Here is an 18,186-nt window from a genome sequence, read left to right on the forward strand (position 1 = left end):
AGCATTATCCCATCGCCAGGCTGGCTTTTATTTCGCAGTCAGATCAATACGGACAACGCTGTCCGGTCCTTTCGTCGAGTGATCTTTATTAAACGCCTGTTTAACGGTGACATACAGCGTCTGACCATCGGCAGAAATCAGCAAGCTGTTGGGATTCACCGGCAGATCCCACGTCTTTTTCAGCGCATAGCTGGTGCCATCAAGGCTGATAACCTTGCCTGCTTCACGCCGGGAGATATAAATTTCGTTGCGCTCAGGGTTGAATAGCACCGCCAGCGAATCGCCCACATCCAGTTGCTTAATCACCTTGCCGCTGTGGATATCAAGCACCAGCGTGGTTTTAGCTTTTGAATTGTCGGTGACGAACAAACGACCGGTGGCGCTATCTTCAGCGATATTCAGCAGCAAGGCCGGTTTATCGCCCAGCGGCTTCCAGCGGTGTTCGATGCGGTTATTACGCGGGTTAATCACCAGGATCTCTCCGCTGCCGTTTGCCGCATACAGACGTTGGGTTTGCGCGGAATAGTGCAGGCCGGTCACCCATTTACCCGCGTTTTTGATGCGCGCTTTCAGCTTCAGGTTTTTAGCATCGACCACCCAGATGAGCGCCGGATCGGCAACAGCGCCAACATAAAGGGTGTTATCAACCAGCAGGATCTGCCGTGCGCCGTAGGGGCGATCTTTCTCATTACGCTCGCTAAACAGCAGGCGTTTTTTTACTTTGCCACTCGCGGTGTCAATGGCGCTGATACCGCCATCCAGCGAATTGGTGACGAACAAGGTGCTACCGTCCGGGCTAAGCTGTACAGCAAAGTTTTTCAGATCGGTATGGGTCATACCGGTGGTTTTCAACGTGGTCGGATCCAGCTTATATACCGCCCCGCCCTGCACATCTTTAAAGCTATCGGCGCTGGCGACGTATAGCGCATCGCCTTTCGGACTCAGCGCCATCTCATACAGCCCGTCCGCCAGCTCGCGCCTGAGTGGCTGTACGGTGGTTTCCGCGCTTTTGGCGGCAACAGGTTGAGAAACGGGAGTGGTGTGGGTGGCGGCACAGCCGCTTAAGATGGCAGAAATAACCAGCGTCAACGCCGGGAGTGTGTGTTTCATAGATCAATCCTGGACAAAATCAATGATCCGATGGTAACTCCGCGGCCGAGATTCTCTTTTCGGTCCTGCGCGAACGAGTCCCACCCTGTGCCTTCGCCGTTTCCCTGTGATCGCGCCACTGAGGCAGGTAGTTCCCTGAAACCCTGCAAACAAAAAGAAGAATGAGAACTATACGCATTACATTGTTATAAGCAAGCCCGGCGTTGTCCCGGACGAAAACATTTTATTTTTCGGGGATAGCCAGTCAGAAGACGGGGATTTGCGGAAAATAATCGGGAAATATCCAATAAAAAATACGAATAAAAAACGCCGGAACCGCGGTGGCCCCGGCATACAGGGTTACGCGCTGGCAATATCCAGTTGCGTCCGTTGTTTACTGTTCAGGCTCAACGTCGCAGCGTGGGCAAAACTTTCTACCTGAGCAATGCTGGTGGCGCTGGCGACAGGCGCCGTCACGCCTTCACGGCTCATCAGCCAGGCTAATGCCACTTCCGCCGGTTTGGCATCCAGTTGTTCCGCCACGTCAACCAGCGTATCAACAATGCGCAACCCACGCGGATTGAGATATTTAGCGATACCTGCGCCACGCAGGCTTTGCGCCAGATCGGACTGCTGGCGGTATTTTCCGGTCAGAAAGCCCGACGCGAGACTGTAATAGGTCACCACGCCAATATCACGGCTGATGCACAGATCGCCCAGCGCCCCTTCGAAGGCTGAACGATGATAAAGATTATATTCCGGTTGCAGCACCTGCCAGGCCGGCAGGCCGCTTTTACGCGACACCTCCAGAGCGGCGGAAAGCTGTTGCGCATCAAGATTAGACGCCCCCATCGCACGAATCTTCCCTGCCTGCTGTAAGGCGTGGAACGCTTCCAGGGTTTCGGCTACCGGCGTTTCCGGGTCTGGCCAATGAGCAAAGTAAAGATCGATATAATCGGTATTCAGGCGACGCAATGAATCCTCTACCGCCTGCTGGATCCACGCCTTTTTCAGCCCTTTATGACCAGGAAGGCCTAAATCGGCCCCCACTTTGGTGAAGATCTTCACCTTCTCACGCATGCCTGGCCGCGCCTGTAACCAGCGGCCGATAATGGTCTCAGACTCGCCGCCCTGATTACCGTCGGCCCAGCGGGCGTAAACATCCGCCGTGTCGATGGCGTCAAAGCCGTGATCTATAAATGCATCAAGAATGGCAAAGCTGGTTTTTTCATCAATGGTCCAGCCAAAAACGTTGCCGCCAAACACCAGCGGAGCGATGGAAAATCCGGTTTTACCTAAGGGACGTGTCATCATGCCGTTCACTCCTTATTTGCCCGCCACATGTCACGTTGCCTGTGCGTCGACGTTGGTGACCCGGCTAATCCCTGAGCCTCGCCCCTGACGGGGCGCCTGCCGGCAACCTGTCACTCCGCTCCCGGCGAATGTGTCACTCTCTTGTCGGCGCCATTCAACGCAAATATGTAGGGGATCGCTTATATTCTGTGTCCTTCTAAATCGATCAAGGGTCAGAAACAATAGTAAGAGAAAAGGAAGCCTGAAGCGGGCTGTCCATGCCCGCCACCTGCATTACAACATTATGTCCCGGAATAGACGTCAAAGCTAAAATATTTCCCTGCTAACTTTTTATAAGTGCCGTCAGCGAGAATTTTGGCAATCGCGCCGTTAATCTCCTGGCGCAGCGCGTCGTCCCCTTTGCGCAGGCCAATCGCCGCCCCCGCGCTGAATAGCGCGTCATCGCGCAATGGCCCGCCAACGAAGGCGAAATCTTTACCCTGCGGCTGCTGCAGGAAGCTGTAGTCGGCCATCATTCCGGAAAGCACCGCGCCATCAATACGCCCGGACTCCAGATCCTGTACCACACGATCGGCGCCCTGATAAGCGACGATATTAATTCCCGCCGGTCGCCAGTGCTGGTTGACGTAAGTTTCCTGCGCCGATCCCTGCTCTACGCCAATGGTTTTGCCCTGCAGTTGCTCAATGCTATTGCCGGTGAGGGTATTTTTACGCGCCACGAGGAACACCGGGCCGTTATATAGCTTATCGCTAAAGGCTATCTGCTCTTTTCGCTTCTCGGTCATATACATTCCGGAGAGGATCGCATCGAACTTACGCGCCTTCAGCGCCGGGATAATGCCATCAAAATTACTTTCCACCCACACGCACTTCGCCTGAAGCTGCTGGCAAATCGCATTCCCCAGATCAATATCAAAACCCATCAGCTTGCCCTGCGGATCTTTCCATTCAAACGGCGCGAAAGTCGGATCGACGCCAAAACGAATTTCCTTATTTTCTGCGGCCAGGGCTGAAGTTGAGGCCATCAGCGCGACCCACAGCAGAAGAGATTTTTTCATTATTTACGGACTCCAGAGTTCAACGACAGTGTGTTTCAACTAACCGGGCGAACAACGTCGCACCGGTGGAAATAATGTCATCATTAAAGTCATAGCCGGGGTTGTGCACCATACAGCCGCCCTTCCCGCCTTTTTCACCATTACCCAGCAGGAAATAGCAGCCGGGGCGCTCCCGCAGCATAAAGGCGAAATCTTCGCTGGCGTTCATCGGCGCGACCGACTCCAGCACCCCCTCTTCGCCAAACACCTCCAGCGCCAGCGCTTTGGCGAACGCGGTTTCCTCGAGGCTATTAGTGAGAACAGGATAGGAGTCAAAAACCTCGACGTCGCTACTGGCGCCGTAGCTTTTGGCAGTAAAATCAGCCAGCTCCTTGATGCGTTTTATCAACAAATCGCGGATCGCCGGCTTCATCGCCCGCACGCTGAGCTCCATTACCACCTTCTCCGGGATGACATTAGAGGCAATACCCGCCTGGAAAGTGCCGACACTCACCACCGCGGTTTCTCCCGGTGGCACATTACGCGCGACGATACTCTGCAGATTCATCACCAGCGCCGCGCCGGTCACAATCGGGTCAACGGTGCGCTCAGGGTGGGCGCCATGCCCACCGTAACCGGTAAGGGTGATTTTCACCGTATCCGCCGAGGCCATAAAGTTGCCGGCGTAAAAACCCAGTTTTCCTACCGGAAGACCGGGCATATTGTGCAGGCCGAAGATCCGTTCGCAGGGGAAGCGCTCAAACAGACCGTCTTTAATCATTAAATCCGCACCGCCAATCGCTTCTTCTGCGGGCTGGAATATCAAATGCACCGTGCCGTTAAACTGACAGGCCGGAGAGGCGATATACTTCGCTGCCGCCAGCAGGATAGTGGTGTGACCGTCATGGCCGCAGGCGTGCATCTTTCCGGCAATGGTGCTGGCCCACGGAAGATCGGTGGCTTCGACAATCGGCAATGCGTCCATATCGGCGCGCAGGCCTATAGTGCGCGGTGAATCGCCCTTGCTCAGCGTTCCCACTACCCCGGTTTTTGCCAGCCCTCGGCTCACCGTATAGCCCCACTCAGTCAGTTTCCCGGCAACCAGTTCGCTGGTATTAAATTCCTCAAGGCTTAATTCAGGATTGGCATGTAAATAATGACGGATCGCAATCATTTCATCTTCAGTGGCCTTGATTTCGGGAATTACAAAGTCGGTCATGCCGGTCTCCGGGAATAGAATTAGGTATTAAGCTTTAATAACTTAACCTGCCAGGGCGTTAATGCAAGCAGGATTTGTTATTCCGGAGAGTGTTTTATCTTATTTATTAATATTGGGTTATCGCGGATAAATTGACATAAAACTGCTATGACCATCACACAATGGCGCTTTTTCTTTTTATTTTGTTTCCTGTGTTAACTATATTGCCTCCACTTAATCAATCATTAACTTAGAGCCTATCCCACCAGGCGTTATTGGCGCAGCCAGTTTGAACACGGCCAGCGCGGAAGAACCGGAGCGTACAGGTAGTACGTGAGGATTCTGAGCACTGCCCAGGTTCAAAATGACAAGCAAAATAGCCCTAATGGAATAGGCTCTTAATGTCGAGAGCGGAAGATGAAACAACACCACAACAACCTTGCCCTGGGCGTCATGGCGGGCCTGCTAGCGCTGTTCGCACCACTGGCGGTTAACGCGGAGGCAACCATCAGCGAGATGGCCAGTAAAACTCTACCCTATCAGGAAAAGCCGCGGGTCTTCGTGCTGACCGATATCGGCAACGAACCGGACGATCAGATGTCGTTAACCCGTTTTTTGCTCTATGCCAACGAGATGAATATCGAAGGGGTGGTAGCAACAACCTCCACCTGGCAGCGGGAAAAAGTCCATACCGATATGATTGATTTGGTGCTCCGTCATTACGGCGAAGTCCAGCCTAACCTGCTTAAACACGCAGCCGGATTCCCGACGTTCAATCAGCTCAAAGCCGTCGTCGCCCCAGGCCTGGCCAGCTATGGCATGGCGGCAACCGGAGAAGGGAAAAATACCGCCGGGTCCGACCTGCTGCTTAACGCCATTGAAAAAAGCACTGATGCTAACCACCCGCTGTTTATTAATCTGTGGGGCGGCGCCAATACCCTGGCGCAGGCGCTAAAAGACCTGTCGAAAAAACATCCGGCCAGCGTCGTTAAGGCGCTGACGCGCAACCTGGTGGTTTACGCCATCTCCGATCAGGATGATGCCGGGTTCTGGGTACGCGAGCACTATCCGGAAATCACTTATATCGTCGACCCTTCCAGCCAGAACGGCGAAGATTATGCCCGTGCCACATGGACCGGTATCAGCGGCGACCGGTACTATCGCAATGCGCCGGGGGCAGACTTCACCACCGTCTCCCAACATTGGCTGGATCAAAACATCCGCAACGTCGGACCAATGGGCAAAGGTTATCTGCAATATCTGTTTATTATGGAAGGGGACACCCCGGCATTTCTCGGTCTGATCCGCAACGGCCTGGATAGCGAGCAGAACCCGGGCTGGGGCGGTTGGGGCGGGCGCTATATCGTACGCCAGCCGCAGCATGAAACGCGTCCCATCTGGACCAACGGCGGCGATTTTTATCCCGGTAGCCCCAACGCCGCCGATACGGTCACTGGCGTCGACGGCAAGCGCTATACCTCAAATCAGGCCACCATCTGGCGCTGGCGCGAGGCGTTCCAGCACGATTTCGCCGCTCGTATAGCGTGGGGAATCAAAGATTATGCCTCAGCCAACCACAATCCTCAGGTGGTAGTGAACGGCCAACAGGGACAGCAGGTAGTATATCTTGATGCCAAAGTGGGAGAGGTGCTGACATTAAACGCCGCAGGCAGCAAAGATCCTGACGGTAATCAGCTTAGCTATAACTGGTTCCGCTATCCGGAAGCCGGTTCCGCCAGCGCTCAACCGGTGGCGTTCAACGATGTGCAGGGTCGGTTCGGGGAAGATTATTTGCAGGCCCCCGCGATCCTCTCATTAAGCGACAACGGCAAACCAACGGTTAAAGTCAAAACGCTGCGCCACGGCACGGAACATATCATTCTGGCGGTTACCGATAACGGTAAACCATCACTCACCGCTTACCGACGGATTATTGTTTCCGTGAAATAACCGACTTTGATCGGCGCCGGGTGGCTCGCGTTGCCGCCCGACAATGCAACGTGGCGGTATGATGAATGCCTACGTATTCCTGCAGGCAAAGGCGAGACAGCATGGATTACAAACAGCAGATCCTCAATATATTGCATAGCGAAGCGAAATCCCGGACTGAGATAACCAAACGGCTGGGCGTGACTAAAGCGTATATCACTAAGCTGACAGCACGCCTGTTGGATGAACAGCTCATTGAGGAGCGGGAAATCAAAGATCCGACTTTTGGCCGCCCGCAGCAGCTACTGGCAGTGAAAACCGGTCAAGCCTGGAGTGCCAACATTATGCTACGTAAAGGCAGTTTCCAGGCCACGCTCAATGATTACAATACCCAGCCGCCGCCGCTGGCGACCCTGAGTTTTCCCCTGCCAGAGGAAATGACCCCAGATCAACTGATGCGCTTTATTACCGCTGGCGTGGCGCAGTTATGCGAACTGGCCAGACTGCCCCGAACTTCGCTCACCGTTGCCAGCGTTGCGCTGCAGGGCGGGATCGAACATTTCACTGGCATCGTGCGTTATTGCCCGCTTTTTCAGGAAAGCAATGTCAATCTCGCCGCCTTACTTGAGAAAAATCTCCGCCTCCCGACCCGCATCTATAACATTGCACATTGTACCAATTATCTGCTGGCTAAACGCTCACCCGGCGACGCCTACGTGGCGTTTATGCCCGGATTCGGCAGCCTCGGTTACGGTTACTGTACCCACGGTGAACCCGGGCTGGGCGAAAACGGCTTCTACCCGGAAATTGTTCATCTCCCCTGGCCCGGGGGGCTGGAACCGGCATTTAATGTTGCGGAGAACAATAAACCCGCCACCGTGCTTACCACTGCACGCGCACTCTATTTTGCGATTTGCTGTACCGCGCCGATTCATAATATTAAGCGGGTGATTGCTACCGGCGAATTATTCGAAGATTACGGCGAGGATATTCTGCCGCTTGCACAGAAAATGCTGGATGAAAGTCCTAATGCGCATATTCGTGAAATACGCATCCACCATTATAAGACCGGACACAATTACGGATGGAAGGGATTAGTACAGCTCAGTTCAGACAATATTACCAGACTGCGGGTATAGTGCGAGTATTGCGCTTCTTCCCCAGAGACGCCCGTTAACAAGGCCGGTCCGCACGATGCTGGCTGGATGGACAAACGCCCAATGCCGCCTCCGAAGAGAGGCAGCATTGCGGCGTGTATGGGAAGCCCGGAAAGCATACGCTCCCGGGGTGATAAAGGGTTAGTGGCTCAGCGCGCCGTTGATCAGGATCGAGGTAATAATCCCGGTCGCGGCGGCAATCAGCACATAGTTGCCGTCAATATATGACCAGTGCTGCCCGCTCGGCGGCGGCGGCAGTCCGCGATCGTTCCAGTCATCGACCCGATAATCCTTGCCGCGGAAACGTTGCGGAGCGGGTTGACCTTTACGGAAATCATGCCCGTTCCACGCAAAGTGATCCTGCTCATGGCGTTCCTGATGGCGGTTATCGTGCGCTCCTCTGCCGCCGGGGCCACCGCGATCCGATCCTCGATTACCGCTATTCCCTTGATGATTGTTGGCCTGCGCGCCATTACCCGGCCCCTGCTGGCGGTTACCGTCCGGGCCGCCACGTCCAGCATTCTTTTGCCAGATCTGCTGCTGACCCTGGTCGTTGCCGCCAGGGCCATCAGCCCAGGAGACAGAAGTAAACGCACAAGATAAAATAATCGCCAGTGAAAGAATTTTTTTCATAGTACACCTCCTGATATATTTCTTTTTTAACGGATAAATGTGGAGGAATAGTGAATAATAAAACATCCAGGACAATTCCTGGCATATCCGTGATGATACGTTAAGAATATTAGCCTGACGCTAAATAAGCGCTCCAGACAAAAAAGGCCGCTTTCGCGACCCGTTTGTAGAGAATTGTCAGTGATTATTCAGTGACTTTATTTTTTAACTCTTCGGCACCTTGTTTGGTTTTATCCCAGCCTTCTTTACTGACCTCTTTGGTTTTATTCCAGCCCTTCTCAGCGCCCTCTTTGGTTGCATTCCAGCCTTTCTCCGAGCCTTCTTTGGTTTTATTCCAGGCCTTTTGTGCGTCTTCGCTGACCTTGCTACCTACGCTGTCGCTTTTCCCTTCCGCAGCGTGTTTGGCTTTCAGCTTCTGCTCTTCACCCTGATGCTGGGCTTGATGCAGTTTTTCCTTCGCCGTATTGGCCGTTTCGTGAGCCGCCGCGACGGTATCGTCGGTTGCGTGTGTCGTGGCAGCAAAAACAGGTGCGGCTACCAGAATCGCAGATAATGCAATCATTGCTTTTTTCATATAATGTCCTCTCTCTAACTTACTTCATGTTATGAGTTGCATTCAGCATGGCACAAAATTCTGTTATCTGGCTTTAGGGATTGTTCTTAAAACTGGTTTTCTCCGATTCAATCGCCCTTTTCCCCGCGCTCCCCCAATTCGGGCAGCGCGAATAGATGTCAACAAGTTTGTTACATTTTATGTCATTTCCTGCTGATATACTTACCGTTTATGTTTGCACAAGAATAATTCTCAGAATCATTATATTTATACATCCTGACTAATTCGAATTGTATAAAGGCGGCACGTAAGCGAGCCCCCCGGTGCTTGACTTCCGTCATTAACTGGAATGAGTGGCAAATCTGCCGGGAGCAGATTTGAACGCCGCTTGCGACGGCCCGTGGGAGGGCCGAGTAATCCGCAGCCAACACACATGCAACTTGAAGTATGACGGGTATCAATCAGCAAACGGAACGCATATATTATGGCAAGAAAACCCGCAGCAAATTCACTCCGTCTTATTAGCGCAGCACTACTCTTCGCCCCATTTTTCAGCCATGCCACGCAATATCCACTCACCGTAACCGACCTTGCCGGCCGCAGTATTACGCTCAGCCATGAGCCGCAGCGTATCATCCTGCAGGATGGCCGCGATATTATGGCGTTGGCCCTGCTTGATCGCGATAACCCCTTCAGACGGCTGGTCGCATGGAATAACCTGGCGAAAAGACAGGATATCAACACCTGGAAAATGCTGAAAACGAAGTGGCCTCAGTCGGTTAAAATTCTCGATATGGGCTTTAGCGATAAGGGGAACGTCGACCTTGAAAGCGTGATCTCCCGTCATCCGGATCTGATGATTGCCCAGCTTCGCGCCAAACCGGCGCTGGAAGAAAGCGGTATTATCAACAAACTCAGCGCGCTGAATATTCCGGTGCTGTTCGTCGATTATGAAATCAATCCCGGCAAAGACACGGCGCCGAGCATTGACCTGTTAGGCCACGTTCTCAATCGCGAAGAAAACGCCAAAGCCTATACCGACTACTATCGTCAGCAACTGGATACCATCCGCCAGAAAACCGCGACGATCACGCCGAAAGCCAACGTCTTTGTCGAGGCGCTGGCGGGCAATAGCGATGCCTGCTGCTTTACCCACGGCCACAGCGGTTGGGGCGCACTGGTAGAAACCGTCGGCGCAAACAATATCGGCTCGCAACTGCTCCCCGGCGCATCAGGTTTTGTCTCCCTGGAAAAGGTGATCAGCATGAAACCTGACGTCTATATCATGACGGGCTCCAAACGCGGTAATAGCCAGGTACTGCCGCTGGGTTATCAGGTCAATGCGCAGGCGGTCAATCGCCAGGCGCAGGTGCTGCTGTCACGTACCGGGGTGAACGACATTCCGGCGGTTAAAGCGCAACGCGCGTACGGCATTTACCACCACTTCTACAACCATCCGTGGAATATCGTCGGCATGGAGTATCTGGCGAAGGATATCTATCCGCAAACCTTCCGCAACCTGAATCCTGACGATACCTGGCGCTACATCGTCCATCATTTCACCACCCTGCCTGACCTGCCGTTCGTTTTTTCCTGGCAACAAGGTGAGTAACGCCCCATGAGTTCAACGACTGAACCCGGTATCGGCGCGCACCGCGTCGATAGCCATGGCGTGATGGCCAACTACCGCAGCATCGTTCGTCGTCGTGTCACGATGATACTGCTGCTGGTGCTGCTGATTGCCGCCTCGCTGCTGCTTGACTTCGTCATGGGGCCGGCGGGCCTGTCGCTGCGTACCCTGTGGCAAACGCTCATTGACCCGGCCAACGCCAGTGCCGGAACCCGGGCTATCGTCTGGGATATCCGCATGCCTTATGCCCTGATGGCAATTGTCGTCGGACTGGCCCTCGGTCTCGCCGGGGCAGAGATGCAGACCATCCTCAATAACCCGCTGGCAAGCCCGTTCACCCTTGGCGTCTCCTCCGCGGCGGCATTCGGCGCCGCGCTGGCTATCGTGCTGGGGATCGGTATTCCTGGCATTCCGGGACAGTGGTTTATCCCGGCCAACGCCTTTATCTTCGCTCTGCTGGCGGCGCTGCTGCTGGATGGCATTACGCGCTGGACGCAGGTCGCCACGTCCGGAGTGATTCTGTTTGGTATCGCGCTGGTATTCACCTTCAATGCGCTGGTATCCATGCTGCAGTTTGTCGCCAACGAAGACACCCTACAGGGGCTGGTATTCTGGACCATGGGCAGTATTGACCGCGCGTCCTGGCAAAAAGTCGCGATTCTGTTCGCCGTACTGGTTGTGGTGATGCCGTTGTCGTTGCTTAGCGCCTGGAAACTGACCGCGTTGCGCCTCGGTGAAGATCGGGCAATCAGTTTTGGCATTGATGTGCGTCGTTTGCGTCTGACCACGCTGCTGCGCATCAGCATTTTATCGGCTCTTTCGGTCGCGTTTGTTGGGCCAATCGGCTTTATCGGCCTGGTTGCGCCACATATCGCCCGCTTGCTTTTCGGTGAAGATCACCGTTTTTATCTTCCGGCCAGCGCGCTTACCGGCGCGCTGGTGCTATCGCTGGCCTCGGTCGCCGCAAAAAATCTGATCCCCGGCGCGATTATTCCGGTTGGCATCGTGACCTCGCTGGTAGGCGTGCCTTTCTTCCTGAGCATTATCTTACGCCGTCGGGGGCATGTATGAGTGACCATTTATCCGGGCTGTCGCTGACCCATTTCAGCGCGGGTTATCCCAGACGACCAGTGATTCGCGATCTCACGGTACCGCGACTGCCCCGCGGCAAAATCACCGCCCTGCTCGGTCCCAACGGCAGCGGCAAATCCACGCTTATGCGAGCGATGGCCGGACTGGGGCCATCCAGCGGCGAGCTGTTGCTGGATGGCGAAAACCTGCTGGCGCTGCCCTTTGCGCGGCGCGCGGAAAAAGTGGTTTATCTGCCGCAGACGCTGCCCGCTGGCGTGCATCTGCACGTGCTGGAGTCGATAATTGTCGCCCAGCGCGCCGCCGGCGGTATGCACAATCCGGAAAACCAGACGCAAGTCATGTCGCTGCTGCGCCAGTTAGGCATTGCGCATCTGGCGCTAAGCTACCTTGACCAGTTGTCTGGCGGACAGAAGCAGCTCGTCGGTCTGGCGCAATCGCTTATCCGCCAGCCAGCCCTGTTACTGCTGGATGAACCGCTCAGCGCGCTGGACCTGAACTATCAGTTCCACGTAATGGATCGGGTACGCCAGGAGACGCAAACGCGCAATATCATTACTCTGGTGGTGGTTCACGATATTAATATCGCCCTGCGTCATGCGGATCATGTGTTGATGCTGAAAGAGGGGCAATTGCTGGGGGATGGTACGCCAGCCGAGGTGATTACCCCGCAGACCTTAGCCGCGGTTTACGGCGTGCGCGGACGCATCGAACCCTGTTCTCAAGGGGTGATGCACGCCATTATTGATGGTCTGGACACGGCGGGTGTTTAAACCTTACGGTTTTTATGTTTCAGCATGGTATAAGCCGCTCGCATATTCTCCCGGGCAGCGGCGCATTACGCCTTACCCGGCAACAAAACCCGGAACCGCAGTGCACGTTGCTTCAGCAAGCATAGCCAATTCCCGTTTTTTGCCCTGGCTCGCACTTTTCCGCATGTGACATTCCCCTTCCCCTGCCGCTATGTTTTAATAAGCTAAACCGGTTTAATTAAGTTTAGCTTTGGAGAAATACCCGCATGAATGCAAAAGTTTGGGTTCTGGGCGACGCGGTGGTCGACCTGCTGCCGGAAAGTGAAGGCCGCCTGTTGCAATGCCCCGGCGGCGCGCCGGCTAACGTGGCGGTAGGCGTCGCCCGCCTGGGCGGAGACAGCGGTTTTATCGGCCGCGTCGGCGACGATCCGTTCGGTCGCTTTCTGCGTCATACCCTGCAGCAGGAACAGGTCGACGTCAGCCATATGTTGCTTGATAGCCAGCATCGTACCTCTACCGTGGTGGTTGATCTTGACGACCAGGGCGAGCGAACCTTTACCTTTATGGTGCGCCCCAGCGCGGATCTGTTCCTGACAAAGGACGATCTGCCCGAGTTTACCGCCAGTCAGTGGCTGCACGTTTGTTCCATCGCGCTCAGCGCCGAACCCAGCCGCAGCACGACTTTTGCGGCAATGGAAAAGATCAAACTCGCCGGTGGTCGGGTCAGCTTTGACCCCAATATCCGCCCGGACCTTTGGCAGGATCAGGAACAGTTGCACGCCTGCCTCGATCGCGCCCTGCGCCTGGCAAACGTGGTAAAACTCTCCGAAGAGGAGCTGGTATTGATCAGCGGCAGCGATGATCTCAGCCAGGGCATCGCCAGCGTAAGCGAGCGCTATCAGCCTGAATTACTGCTGGTGACTCAGGGAAAGGCGGGCGTACTGGCCGCGTTTCAGCAACAGTTTATCCATTTCAGCGCCAGGCCCGTTGTCAGCGTAGACACCACCGGCGCGGGCGACGCCTTTGTCGCCGGACTGCTTGCCAGCCTTGCCGCCAACGGGATGCCGACGGATATCCACGCCCTGGAGCCCACTCTAACCCTGGCGCAAACCTGCGGCGCACTGGCCACCACGGCCAAAGGCGCGATGACCGCGCTCCCCCGGCAGCGCGATCTTAATCGCCAGTTTTGATCCTTCCGGCCGCCCTGCGCGGCCCACTTTGTTGCCTCCATCACAATTATTAAATCGGTTTAGCAATTTATATTCCCTGATGTTAAAGATCATGTTTAACATAGTGACTAAACCGGTTTAGCAAAAACATAGTCTTTTCATTTTACCTTTGGGATGCAACCAGTATGTACAAAAAAAGCACACTCGCGGTTCTTATCGCTTTGCTAACCGGCGCCGCCTCAGCCCACGCGCAAACGGATCTCAGTAGTATCGAAGCACGTTTGATAGCGCTGGAAAAACGCCTGCAGGATGCTGAAAACAGAGCGCAAACGGCGGAAAATCGCGCCGAGTCGGCGGAGAAAAAAGTCCAGCAGCTCACCACGCAGCAGCAAAAAACGCAGGCGAATACGCAGGAAGTCGCCCAGCGTACCGCCAGACTTGAGAAGAAAGCCGATGAAAAAAGCGGTTTTGAGTTCCACGGTTATGCCCGTTCCGGCGTGCTAATGAATGATTCCGCCGCCAGTACCAAATCCGGCGCGTATATGACGCCAGCAGGGGAAACCGGCGGGGCTATCGGCCGTCTGGGGAACCAGGCTGACACCTATATCGAAATGAACCTTGAACATAAACAGACGCTGGATAACGGGGCGACGACCCGCTTCAAAGTGATGGTCGCCGACGGGCAAACCACCTACAACGACTGGACGGCAAGCACCAGCGATTTGAACGTTCGTCAGGCCTTCGTGGAACTGGGGAACCTGCCCGCCTTCGAAGGGCCGTTCAAAGGTTCAACCCTGTGGGCCGGGAAACGCTTCGACCGCGACAACTTTGATATTCACTGGGTCGATTCCGATGTGGTATTCCTCGCCGGTACCGGCGGCGGTATTTACGACGTGAAGTGGAACGACAGCCTGCGCAGTAACTTCTCTCTGTACGGACGCAACTTCGGCGATATTGATGATTCGAACAATAGCGTACAGAACTACATCCTCAGCATGAACAACTTCATCGGCCCGGTGCAGGTGATGGTGAGCGGGATGCGGGCGAAAGATAATGACGAGCGAAAAGATACCAACGGCAATCTGGTTAAAGGCAACGCGGCAAATACCGGGGTACATACGCTGCTCGGTTTGCACAACGACAGTTTTTACGGTCTGCGTGAAGGGAGCAGCAAAACCGCCCTGCTTTACGGCCACGGGCTGGGCGCAGAAGTGAAAGGCATCGGTTCCGACGGCGCGCTGCGTTCAGGAGCGAACACCTGGCGCTTCGCCAGCTACGGCACCACGCCGCTCAGTGACAACTGGTTTATCGCCCCGGCGGTACTGGCGCAGAGCAGTAAAAACCGCTACGTGGATGGCGACAGCTACCAGTGGGCGACCCTCAACATGCGTCTGATTCAGGAGATCAACCAGAACTTCGCCCTTGCCTGGGAAGGCAGCTATCAGTATATGGATCTTAAACCCGAAGGCTATAACGACCGCCATGCGGTAAACGGTAGCTTCTATAAACTCACCTTCGCGCCCACCTTTAAGGTCGGCAGCATCGGTGATTTCTTCAGCCGCCCGGAGATCCGCCTCTATACCTCATGGATGGACTGGAGCAAAAAACTGGATAACTACGCCAGCGATGACGCTTTAGGCAGCAGCGGTTTTAAATCGGGCGGCGAATGGTCGTTCGGTATGCAAATGGAAACCTGGTTCTGACGGTAAAACCTGCCGACGGAAACAGCCGGGGCGATGACGCGCGTTTCATCGCCCCGGACACAATCACGACTCAGAGATTGCGCCCCGCCACCGCGGGAGCAAAACACACGAATTATTACGCATTCAGAGGGTACTATGGATTTTGAACAAATTTCCCGCTCGCTGCTTCCCCTTCTGGGAGGCAAGGAAAATATCGCCAGCGCCGCGCACTGCGCCACACGCCTGCGTCTGGTGCTGGTAGATGATTCTCTGGCCGACCAGCAGGCCATCGGTAAAATCGAGGGGGTTAAAGGCTGTTTCCGTAACGCCGGGCAGATGCAGATTATTTTTGGTACCGGAGTGGTAAATAAGGTCTATGCCGCCTTTATTCAGGCGGCGGGGATTGGCGAATCCAGCAAATCGGAAGCCGCCGACATCGCAGCGAAAAAGCTGAATCCATTCCAGCGAATCGCCCGTCTGCTGTCGAATATCTTCGTGCCGATTATCCCGGCAATCGTCGCCTCCGGCCTGCTAATGGGCCTGCTGGGAATGGTCAAAACCTACGGCTGGGTCGACCCGAATAACGCCATCTACATCATGCTGGATATGTGCAGCTCGGCGGCGTTTATTATTCTGCCGATTCTGATTGGCTTTACCGCCGCCCGCGAATTTGGCGGTAACCCCTATCTTGGCGCGACGCTTGGCGGCATTCTGACCCACCCGGCGCTGACTAACGCCTGGGGCGTGGCAGCCGGTTTCCACACCATGAACTTCTTCGGCCTTGAGATTGCCATGATCGGCTATCAGGGCACGGTGTTCCCGGTATTGCTGGCGGTGTGGTTTATGAGCATCGTTGAGAAACAACTGCGCCGCGTGATTCCCGATGCGCTGGATTTGATCCTGACGCCGTTCCTGACGGTGATCATTTCCGGTTTCATCGCCCTGCTGATTATCGGCCCGGCCGGTCGCGCCCTCGGCGACGGTATCTCGTTTGTCCTTAGCACCCTGATTAGCCATGCGGGTTGGCTGGCCGGACTGCTGTTTGGCGGTCTCTACTCGATTATCGTAATTACCGGTATTCACCACAGCTTCCACGCTATCGAAGCCGGGCTGCTGGGTAACCCATCCATCGGCGTCAACTTCCTGCTGCCAATTTGGGCCATGGCCAATGTCGCCCAGGGCGGGGCCTGTCTGGCGGTGTGGTTTAAAACCAAAGATGCCAAAATCAAAGCGATTACCCTGCCATCCGCATTTTCTGCCATGCTGGGGATCACTGAAGCGGCGATCTTTGGTATCAACTTACGCTTTGTGAAACCATTTATCGCGGCGCTGATCGGCGGCGCGGCGGGCGGCGCGTGGGTGGTATCAGTACACGTCTACATGACCGCGGTTGGCCTGACGGCTATTCCCGGCATGGCTATCGTGCAGGCCAGCTCGCTGCTGAACTATATTATCGGGATGGCCATCGCTTTTGGCGTCGCCTTTGCAGTCTCCCTGGTGCTGAAATACAAAACGGACGCTGAATAATGTCACTTCCATCACGCCTGCCTGCGATTTTGCAGGCCGTTATGCAGGGCCAGCCGCACGCGCTGGCCGACAGCCACTATCCTCGCTGGCACCATGCGCCAGTGACCGGGTTGATGAACGATCCCAACGGTTTTGTTGAATTTGCCGGGCGCTATCACCTGTTCTATCAATGGAACCCGCTTGCCTGCGATCATAAATTTAAGTGCTGGGGACACTGGAGTTCAGCCGATCTGCTGCACTGGCGACACGAACCCATCGCCCTGATGCCCGACGAAGAGTATGACCGCAGCGGCTGCTACTCCGGCAGCGCGGTGGATAACGACGGTACCCTCACCCTGTGCTATACCGGCAACGTAAAATTCGACGACGGCAGCCGAACCGCGTGGCAGTGTCTGGCAACGGAGAATAGCGACGGCACCTTCAACAAACTGGGCCCGGTCTTGCCCCTGCCGGAGGGGTATACCGGTCATGTGCGCGACCCGAAAGTCTGGCGGTATGAAGGTCGCTGGTACATGGTACTGGGGGCGCAGGATCGGCAAAAACGCGGCAAGGTACTGCTGTTTAGCTCCGCCGATCTCCATCAGTGGCGCAATGAAGGCGAAATCGCTGGCTACGGTATCAATGACCTGCACGACGCGGGCTATATGTGGGAGTGTCCGGACCTGTTTCCGCTCAGCAACCAGCATGTTCTCATTTGCTGCCCGCAGGGGATCGCCCATGAGAAAGAGCGCTACCTGAATACCTACCCGGCGGTGTGGATGGCCGGAACTTTCGATTACACCAGCGCCGCGTTCAGACACGGCGAGCGGCACGAGCTGGACGCCGGGTTCGAGTTTTACGCGCCGCAAACCATGCAGACCAGCGATGGCCGCCGCATTCTGGTCGGCTGGATGGGCGTGCCGGATGGCGAAGAGATGCGCCAGCCGACGCTGGCCAACGGCTGGATCCATCAGATGACCTGTCTGCGCGAACTGGCGTTGATCGACGGTAAACTTTATCAGCGACCGCTGCGTGAACTGACCGCCCTGCGCGGCGACGCCCACGGCTGGCAGGGAGCGCCCCTGCCGCTGGCACCGATGGAAATCGTGCTGGAAACCGCCGCCAACGATACGTTAAACATCGATTTCGGCGGCGCGTTAACCCTGGAGCGCGATACCCGCGGTATCCGCCTGGCGCGGCGTAGCCTGGCCTGCGACGAAACGCACTATCGCTACTGGCGCGGCGAAGTTCGCTCGCTGCGGATTTTCATCGACCAGTCGAGCGTGGAAATTTTCATCAACGAAGGCGAAGGGGTGATGAGCAGCCGCTGTTTCCCGGACTATCCGGCGCAACTGGTTTTCACCGGCACAACGCCAGGCGCATTCTGCTACTGGCCGCTGCGGACATGCATGGTAGAATAAGCGTTTTGATTTCAGGCTCATGGCGTC

Annotated in this window: 15 protein-coding genes; 9 read left to right on the plus strand and 6 right to left on the minus strand. The window is 55.4% G+C overall.

The annotated features are described in order from the left end of the window. Window positions 1-27 precede the first annotated feature (27 nt). From ABK821_RS15295 to ABK821_RS15310, 4 genes are all read right to left on the minus strand, one after another. Window positions 28-1,110: a YncE family protein gene (locus ABK821_RS15295; RefSeq protein WP_138359120.1), complete on the minus strand. Its 1,083-nt coding sequence runs from the start codon at window positions 1,108-1,110 to the stop codon at window positions 28-30. Between the two features lie 339 nt (window positions 1,111-1,449). Next, window positions 1,450-2,403, minus strand: a complete 954-nt coding sequence (locus tag ABK821_RS15300) for an aldo/keto reductase (protein WP_138359122.1) — start codon at window positions 2,401-2,403, stop codon at window positions 1,450-1,452. 281 nt (window positions 2,404-2,684) lie between these two features. Then, window positions 2,685-3,461, minus strand: a complete 777-nt coding sequence (locus ABK821_RS15305) for a lysine/arginine/ornithine ABC transporter substrate-binding protein (RefSeq protein ID WP_138359124.1) — start codon at window positions 3,459-3,461, stop codon at window positions 2,685-2,687. Between the two features lie 19 nt (window positions 3,462-3,480). After that, window positions 3,481-4,659 carry a M20 aminoacylase family protein gene (locus ABK821_RS15310; protein WP_343178445.1) on the minus strand — a complete coding sequence of 393 codons (1,179 nt, stop codon included), beginning with the start codon at window positions 4,657-4,659 and terminating at the stop codon, window positions 3,481-3,483. A gap of 396 nt (window positions 4,660-5,055) precedes the next feature. Here ABK821_RS15310 and ABK821_RS15315 point away from each other — a divergent pair, with 396 nt between their 5' ends. Together ABK821_RS15315 and ABK821_RS15320 are read left to right on the plus strand one after the other, a co-directional pair. After that, window positions 5,056-6,588, plus strand: a complete 1,533-nt coding sequence (locus ABK821_RS15315) for a nucleoside hydrolase-like domain-containing protein (RefSeq protein WP_343178446.1) — start codon at window positions 5,056-5,058, stop codon at window positions 6,586-6,588. 101 nt (window positions 6,589-6,689) lie between these two features. Continuing rightward, window positions 6,690-7,706 (plus strand): ROK family transcriptional regulator, encoded by a 1,017-nt coding sequence (locus tag ABK821_RS15320; protein ID WP_138359130.1) that lies wholly within the window; start codon window positions 6,690-6,692, stop codon window positions 7,704-7,706. A 159-nt stretch (window positions 7,707-7,865) separates the two neighbouring features. On the opposite strand, the gene ABK821_RS15325 is transcribed toward ABK821_RS15320, so the two are convergent. Both ABK821_RS15325 and ABK821_RS15330 read right to left on the minus strand, forming a co-directional pair. Continuing rightward, window positions 7,866-8,357 carry an RcnB family protein gene (locus ABK821_RS15325; RefSeq protein ID WP_343178447.1) on the minus strand — a complete coding sequence of 164 codons (492 nt, stop codon included), beginning with the start codon at window positions 8,355-8,357 and terminating at the stop codon, window positions 7,866-7,868. A 184-nt stretch (window positions 8,358-8,541) separates the two neighbouring features. Next, window positions 8,542-8,931, minus strand: a complete 390-nt coding sequence (locus ABK821_RS15330) for a hypothetical protein (protein WP_138359134.1) — start codon at window positions 8,929-8,931, stop codon at window positions 8,542-8,544. Window positions 8,932-9,394: 463 nt separating this feature from the next. Between ABK821_RS15330 and ABK821_RS15335 the strand changes: the two genes are divergently transcribed. The 7 genes from ABK821_RS15335 (at window position 9,395) to ABK821_RS15365 (ending at window position 18,159) form a co-directional block, all read left to right on the plus strand. Next, on the plus strand, window positions 9,395-10,522 hold the full coding sequence (locus ABK821_RS15335) for an ABC transporter substrate-binding protein (RefSeq protein ID WP_138359136.1): 1,128 nt from the start codon (window positions 9,395-9,397) through the stop codon (window positions 10,520-10,522). Window positions 10,523-10,582: 60 nt separating this feature from the next. Next, on the plus strand, window positions 10,583-11,611 hold the full coding sequence (locus tag ABK821_RS15340) for an iron ABC transporter permease (protein ID WP_171034811.1): 1,029 nt from the start codon (window positions 10,583-10,585) through the stop codon (window positions 11,609-11,611). Beyond that, window positions 11,608-12,402 carry an ABC transporter ATP-binding protein gene (locus ABK821_RS15345; protein WP_138359140.1) on the plus strand — a complete coding sequence of 265 codons (795 nt, stop codon included), beginning with the start codon at window positions 11,608-11,610 and terminating at the stop codon, window positions 12,400-12,402. Before ABK821_RS15340 ends, ABK821_RS15345 begins: the two co-directional genes overlap by 4 nt. A gap of 245 nt (window positions 12,403-12,647) precedes the next feature. Beyond that, window positions 12,648-13,571: an aminoimidazole riboside kinase gene (locus ABK821_RS15350; RefSeq protein ID WP_138359142.1), complete on the plus strand. Its 924-nt coding sequence runs from the start codon at window positions 12,648-12,650 to the stop codon at window positions 13,569-13,571. A gap of 164 nt (window positions 13,572-13,735) precedes the next feature. Further along, entirely contained in the window at window positions 13,736-15,253 is a 1,518-nt protein-coding gene (locus ABK821_RS15355; RefSeq protein WP_343178448.1) for a carbohydrate porin, read from the plus strand. Between the two features lie 135 nt (window positions 15,254-15,388). Beyond that, complete coding sequence (locus tag ABK821_RS15360; RefSeq protein WP_343178449.1) at window positions 15,389-16,759, plus strand: sucrose-specific PTS transporter subunit IIBC; 1,371 nt, start codon at window positions 15,389-15,391, stop codon at window positions 16,757-16,759. Then, window positions 16,759-18,159: a sucrose-6-phosphate hydrolase gene (locus tag ABK821_RS15365; RefSeq protein ID WP_343178450.1), complete on the plus strand. Its 1,401-nt coding sequence runs from the start codon at window positions 16,759-16,761 to the stop codon at window positions 18,157-18,159. Before ABK821_RS15360 ends, ABK821_RS15365 begins: the two co-directional genes overlap by 1 nt. The last annotated feature ends 27 nt before the right edge of the window (window positions 18,160-18,186 follow it).

The organism is Klebsiella sp. KE9456 (assembly GCF_043832615.1).
Taxonomy (GTDB): domain Bacteria; phylum Pseudomonadota; class Gammaproteobacteria; order Enterobacterales; family Enterobacteriaceae; genus Klebsiella; species Klebsiella indica.

Bases quoted from the DNA above. Each gene is read 5' to 3' on its own strand.
- ABK821_RS15295 (WP_138359120.1), bottom strand. From the start codon at position 1,110: ATGAAACACACACTCCCGGCGTTGACGCTGGTTATTTCTGCCATCTTA.
- ABK821_RS15300 (WP_138359122.1), bottom strand. From the start codon at position 2,403: ATGATGACACGTCCCTTAGGTAAAACCGGATTTTCCATCGCTCCGCTG.
- ABK821_RS15305 (WP_138359124.1), bottom strand. From the start codon at position 3,461: ATGAAAAAATCTCTTCTGCTGTGGGTCGCGCTGATGGCCTCAACTTCA.
- ABK821_RS15310 (WP_343178445.1), bottom strand. From the start codon at position 4,659: ATGACCGACTTTGTAATTCCCGAAATCAAGGCCACTGAAGATGAAATG.
- ABK821_RS15315 (WP_343178446.1), top strand. From the start codon at position 5,056: ATGAAACAACACCACAACAACCTTGCCCTGGGCGTCATGGCGGGCCTG.
- ABK821_RS15320 (WP_138359130.1), top strand. From the start codon at position 6,690: ATGGATTACAAACAGCAGATCCTCAATATATTGCATAGCGAAGCGAAA.
- ABK821_RS15325 (WP_343178447.1), bottom strand. From the start codon at position 8,357: ATGAAAAAAATTCTTTCACTGGCGATTATTTTATCTTGTGCGTTTACT.
- ABK821_RS15330 (WP_138359134.1), bottom strand. From the start codon at position 8,931: ATGAAAAAAGCAATGATTGCATTATCTGCGATTCTGGTAGCCGCACCT.
- ABK821_RS15335 (WP_138359136.1), top strand. From the start codon at position 9,395: ATGGCAAGAAAACCCGCAGCAAATTCACTCCGTCTTATTAGCGCAGCA.
- ABK821_RS15345 (WP_138359140.1), top strand. From the start codon at position 11,608: ATGAGTGACCATTTATCCGGGCTGTCGCTGACCCATTTCAGCGCGGGT.
- ABK821_RS15350 (WP_138359142.1), top strand. From the start codon at position 12,648: ATGAATGCAAAAGTTTGGGTTCTGGGCGACGCGGTGGTCGACCTGCTG.
- ABK821_RS15355 (WP_343178448.1), top strand. From the start codon at position 13,736: ATGTACAAAAAAAGCACACTCGCGGTTCTTATCGCTTTGCTAACCGGC.
- ABK821_RS15360 (WP_343178449.1), top strand. From the start codon at position 15,389: ATGGATTTTGAACAAATTTCCCGCTCGCTGCTTCCCCTTCTGGGAGGC.
- ABK821_RS15365 (WP_343178450.1), top strand. From the start codon at position 16,759: ATGTCACTTCCATCACGCCTGCCTGCGATTTTGCAGGCCGTTATGCAG.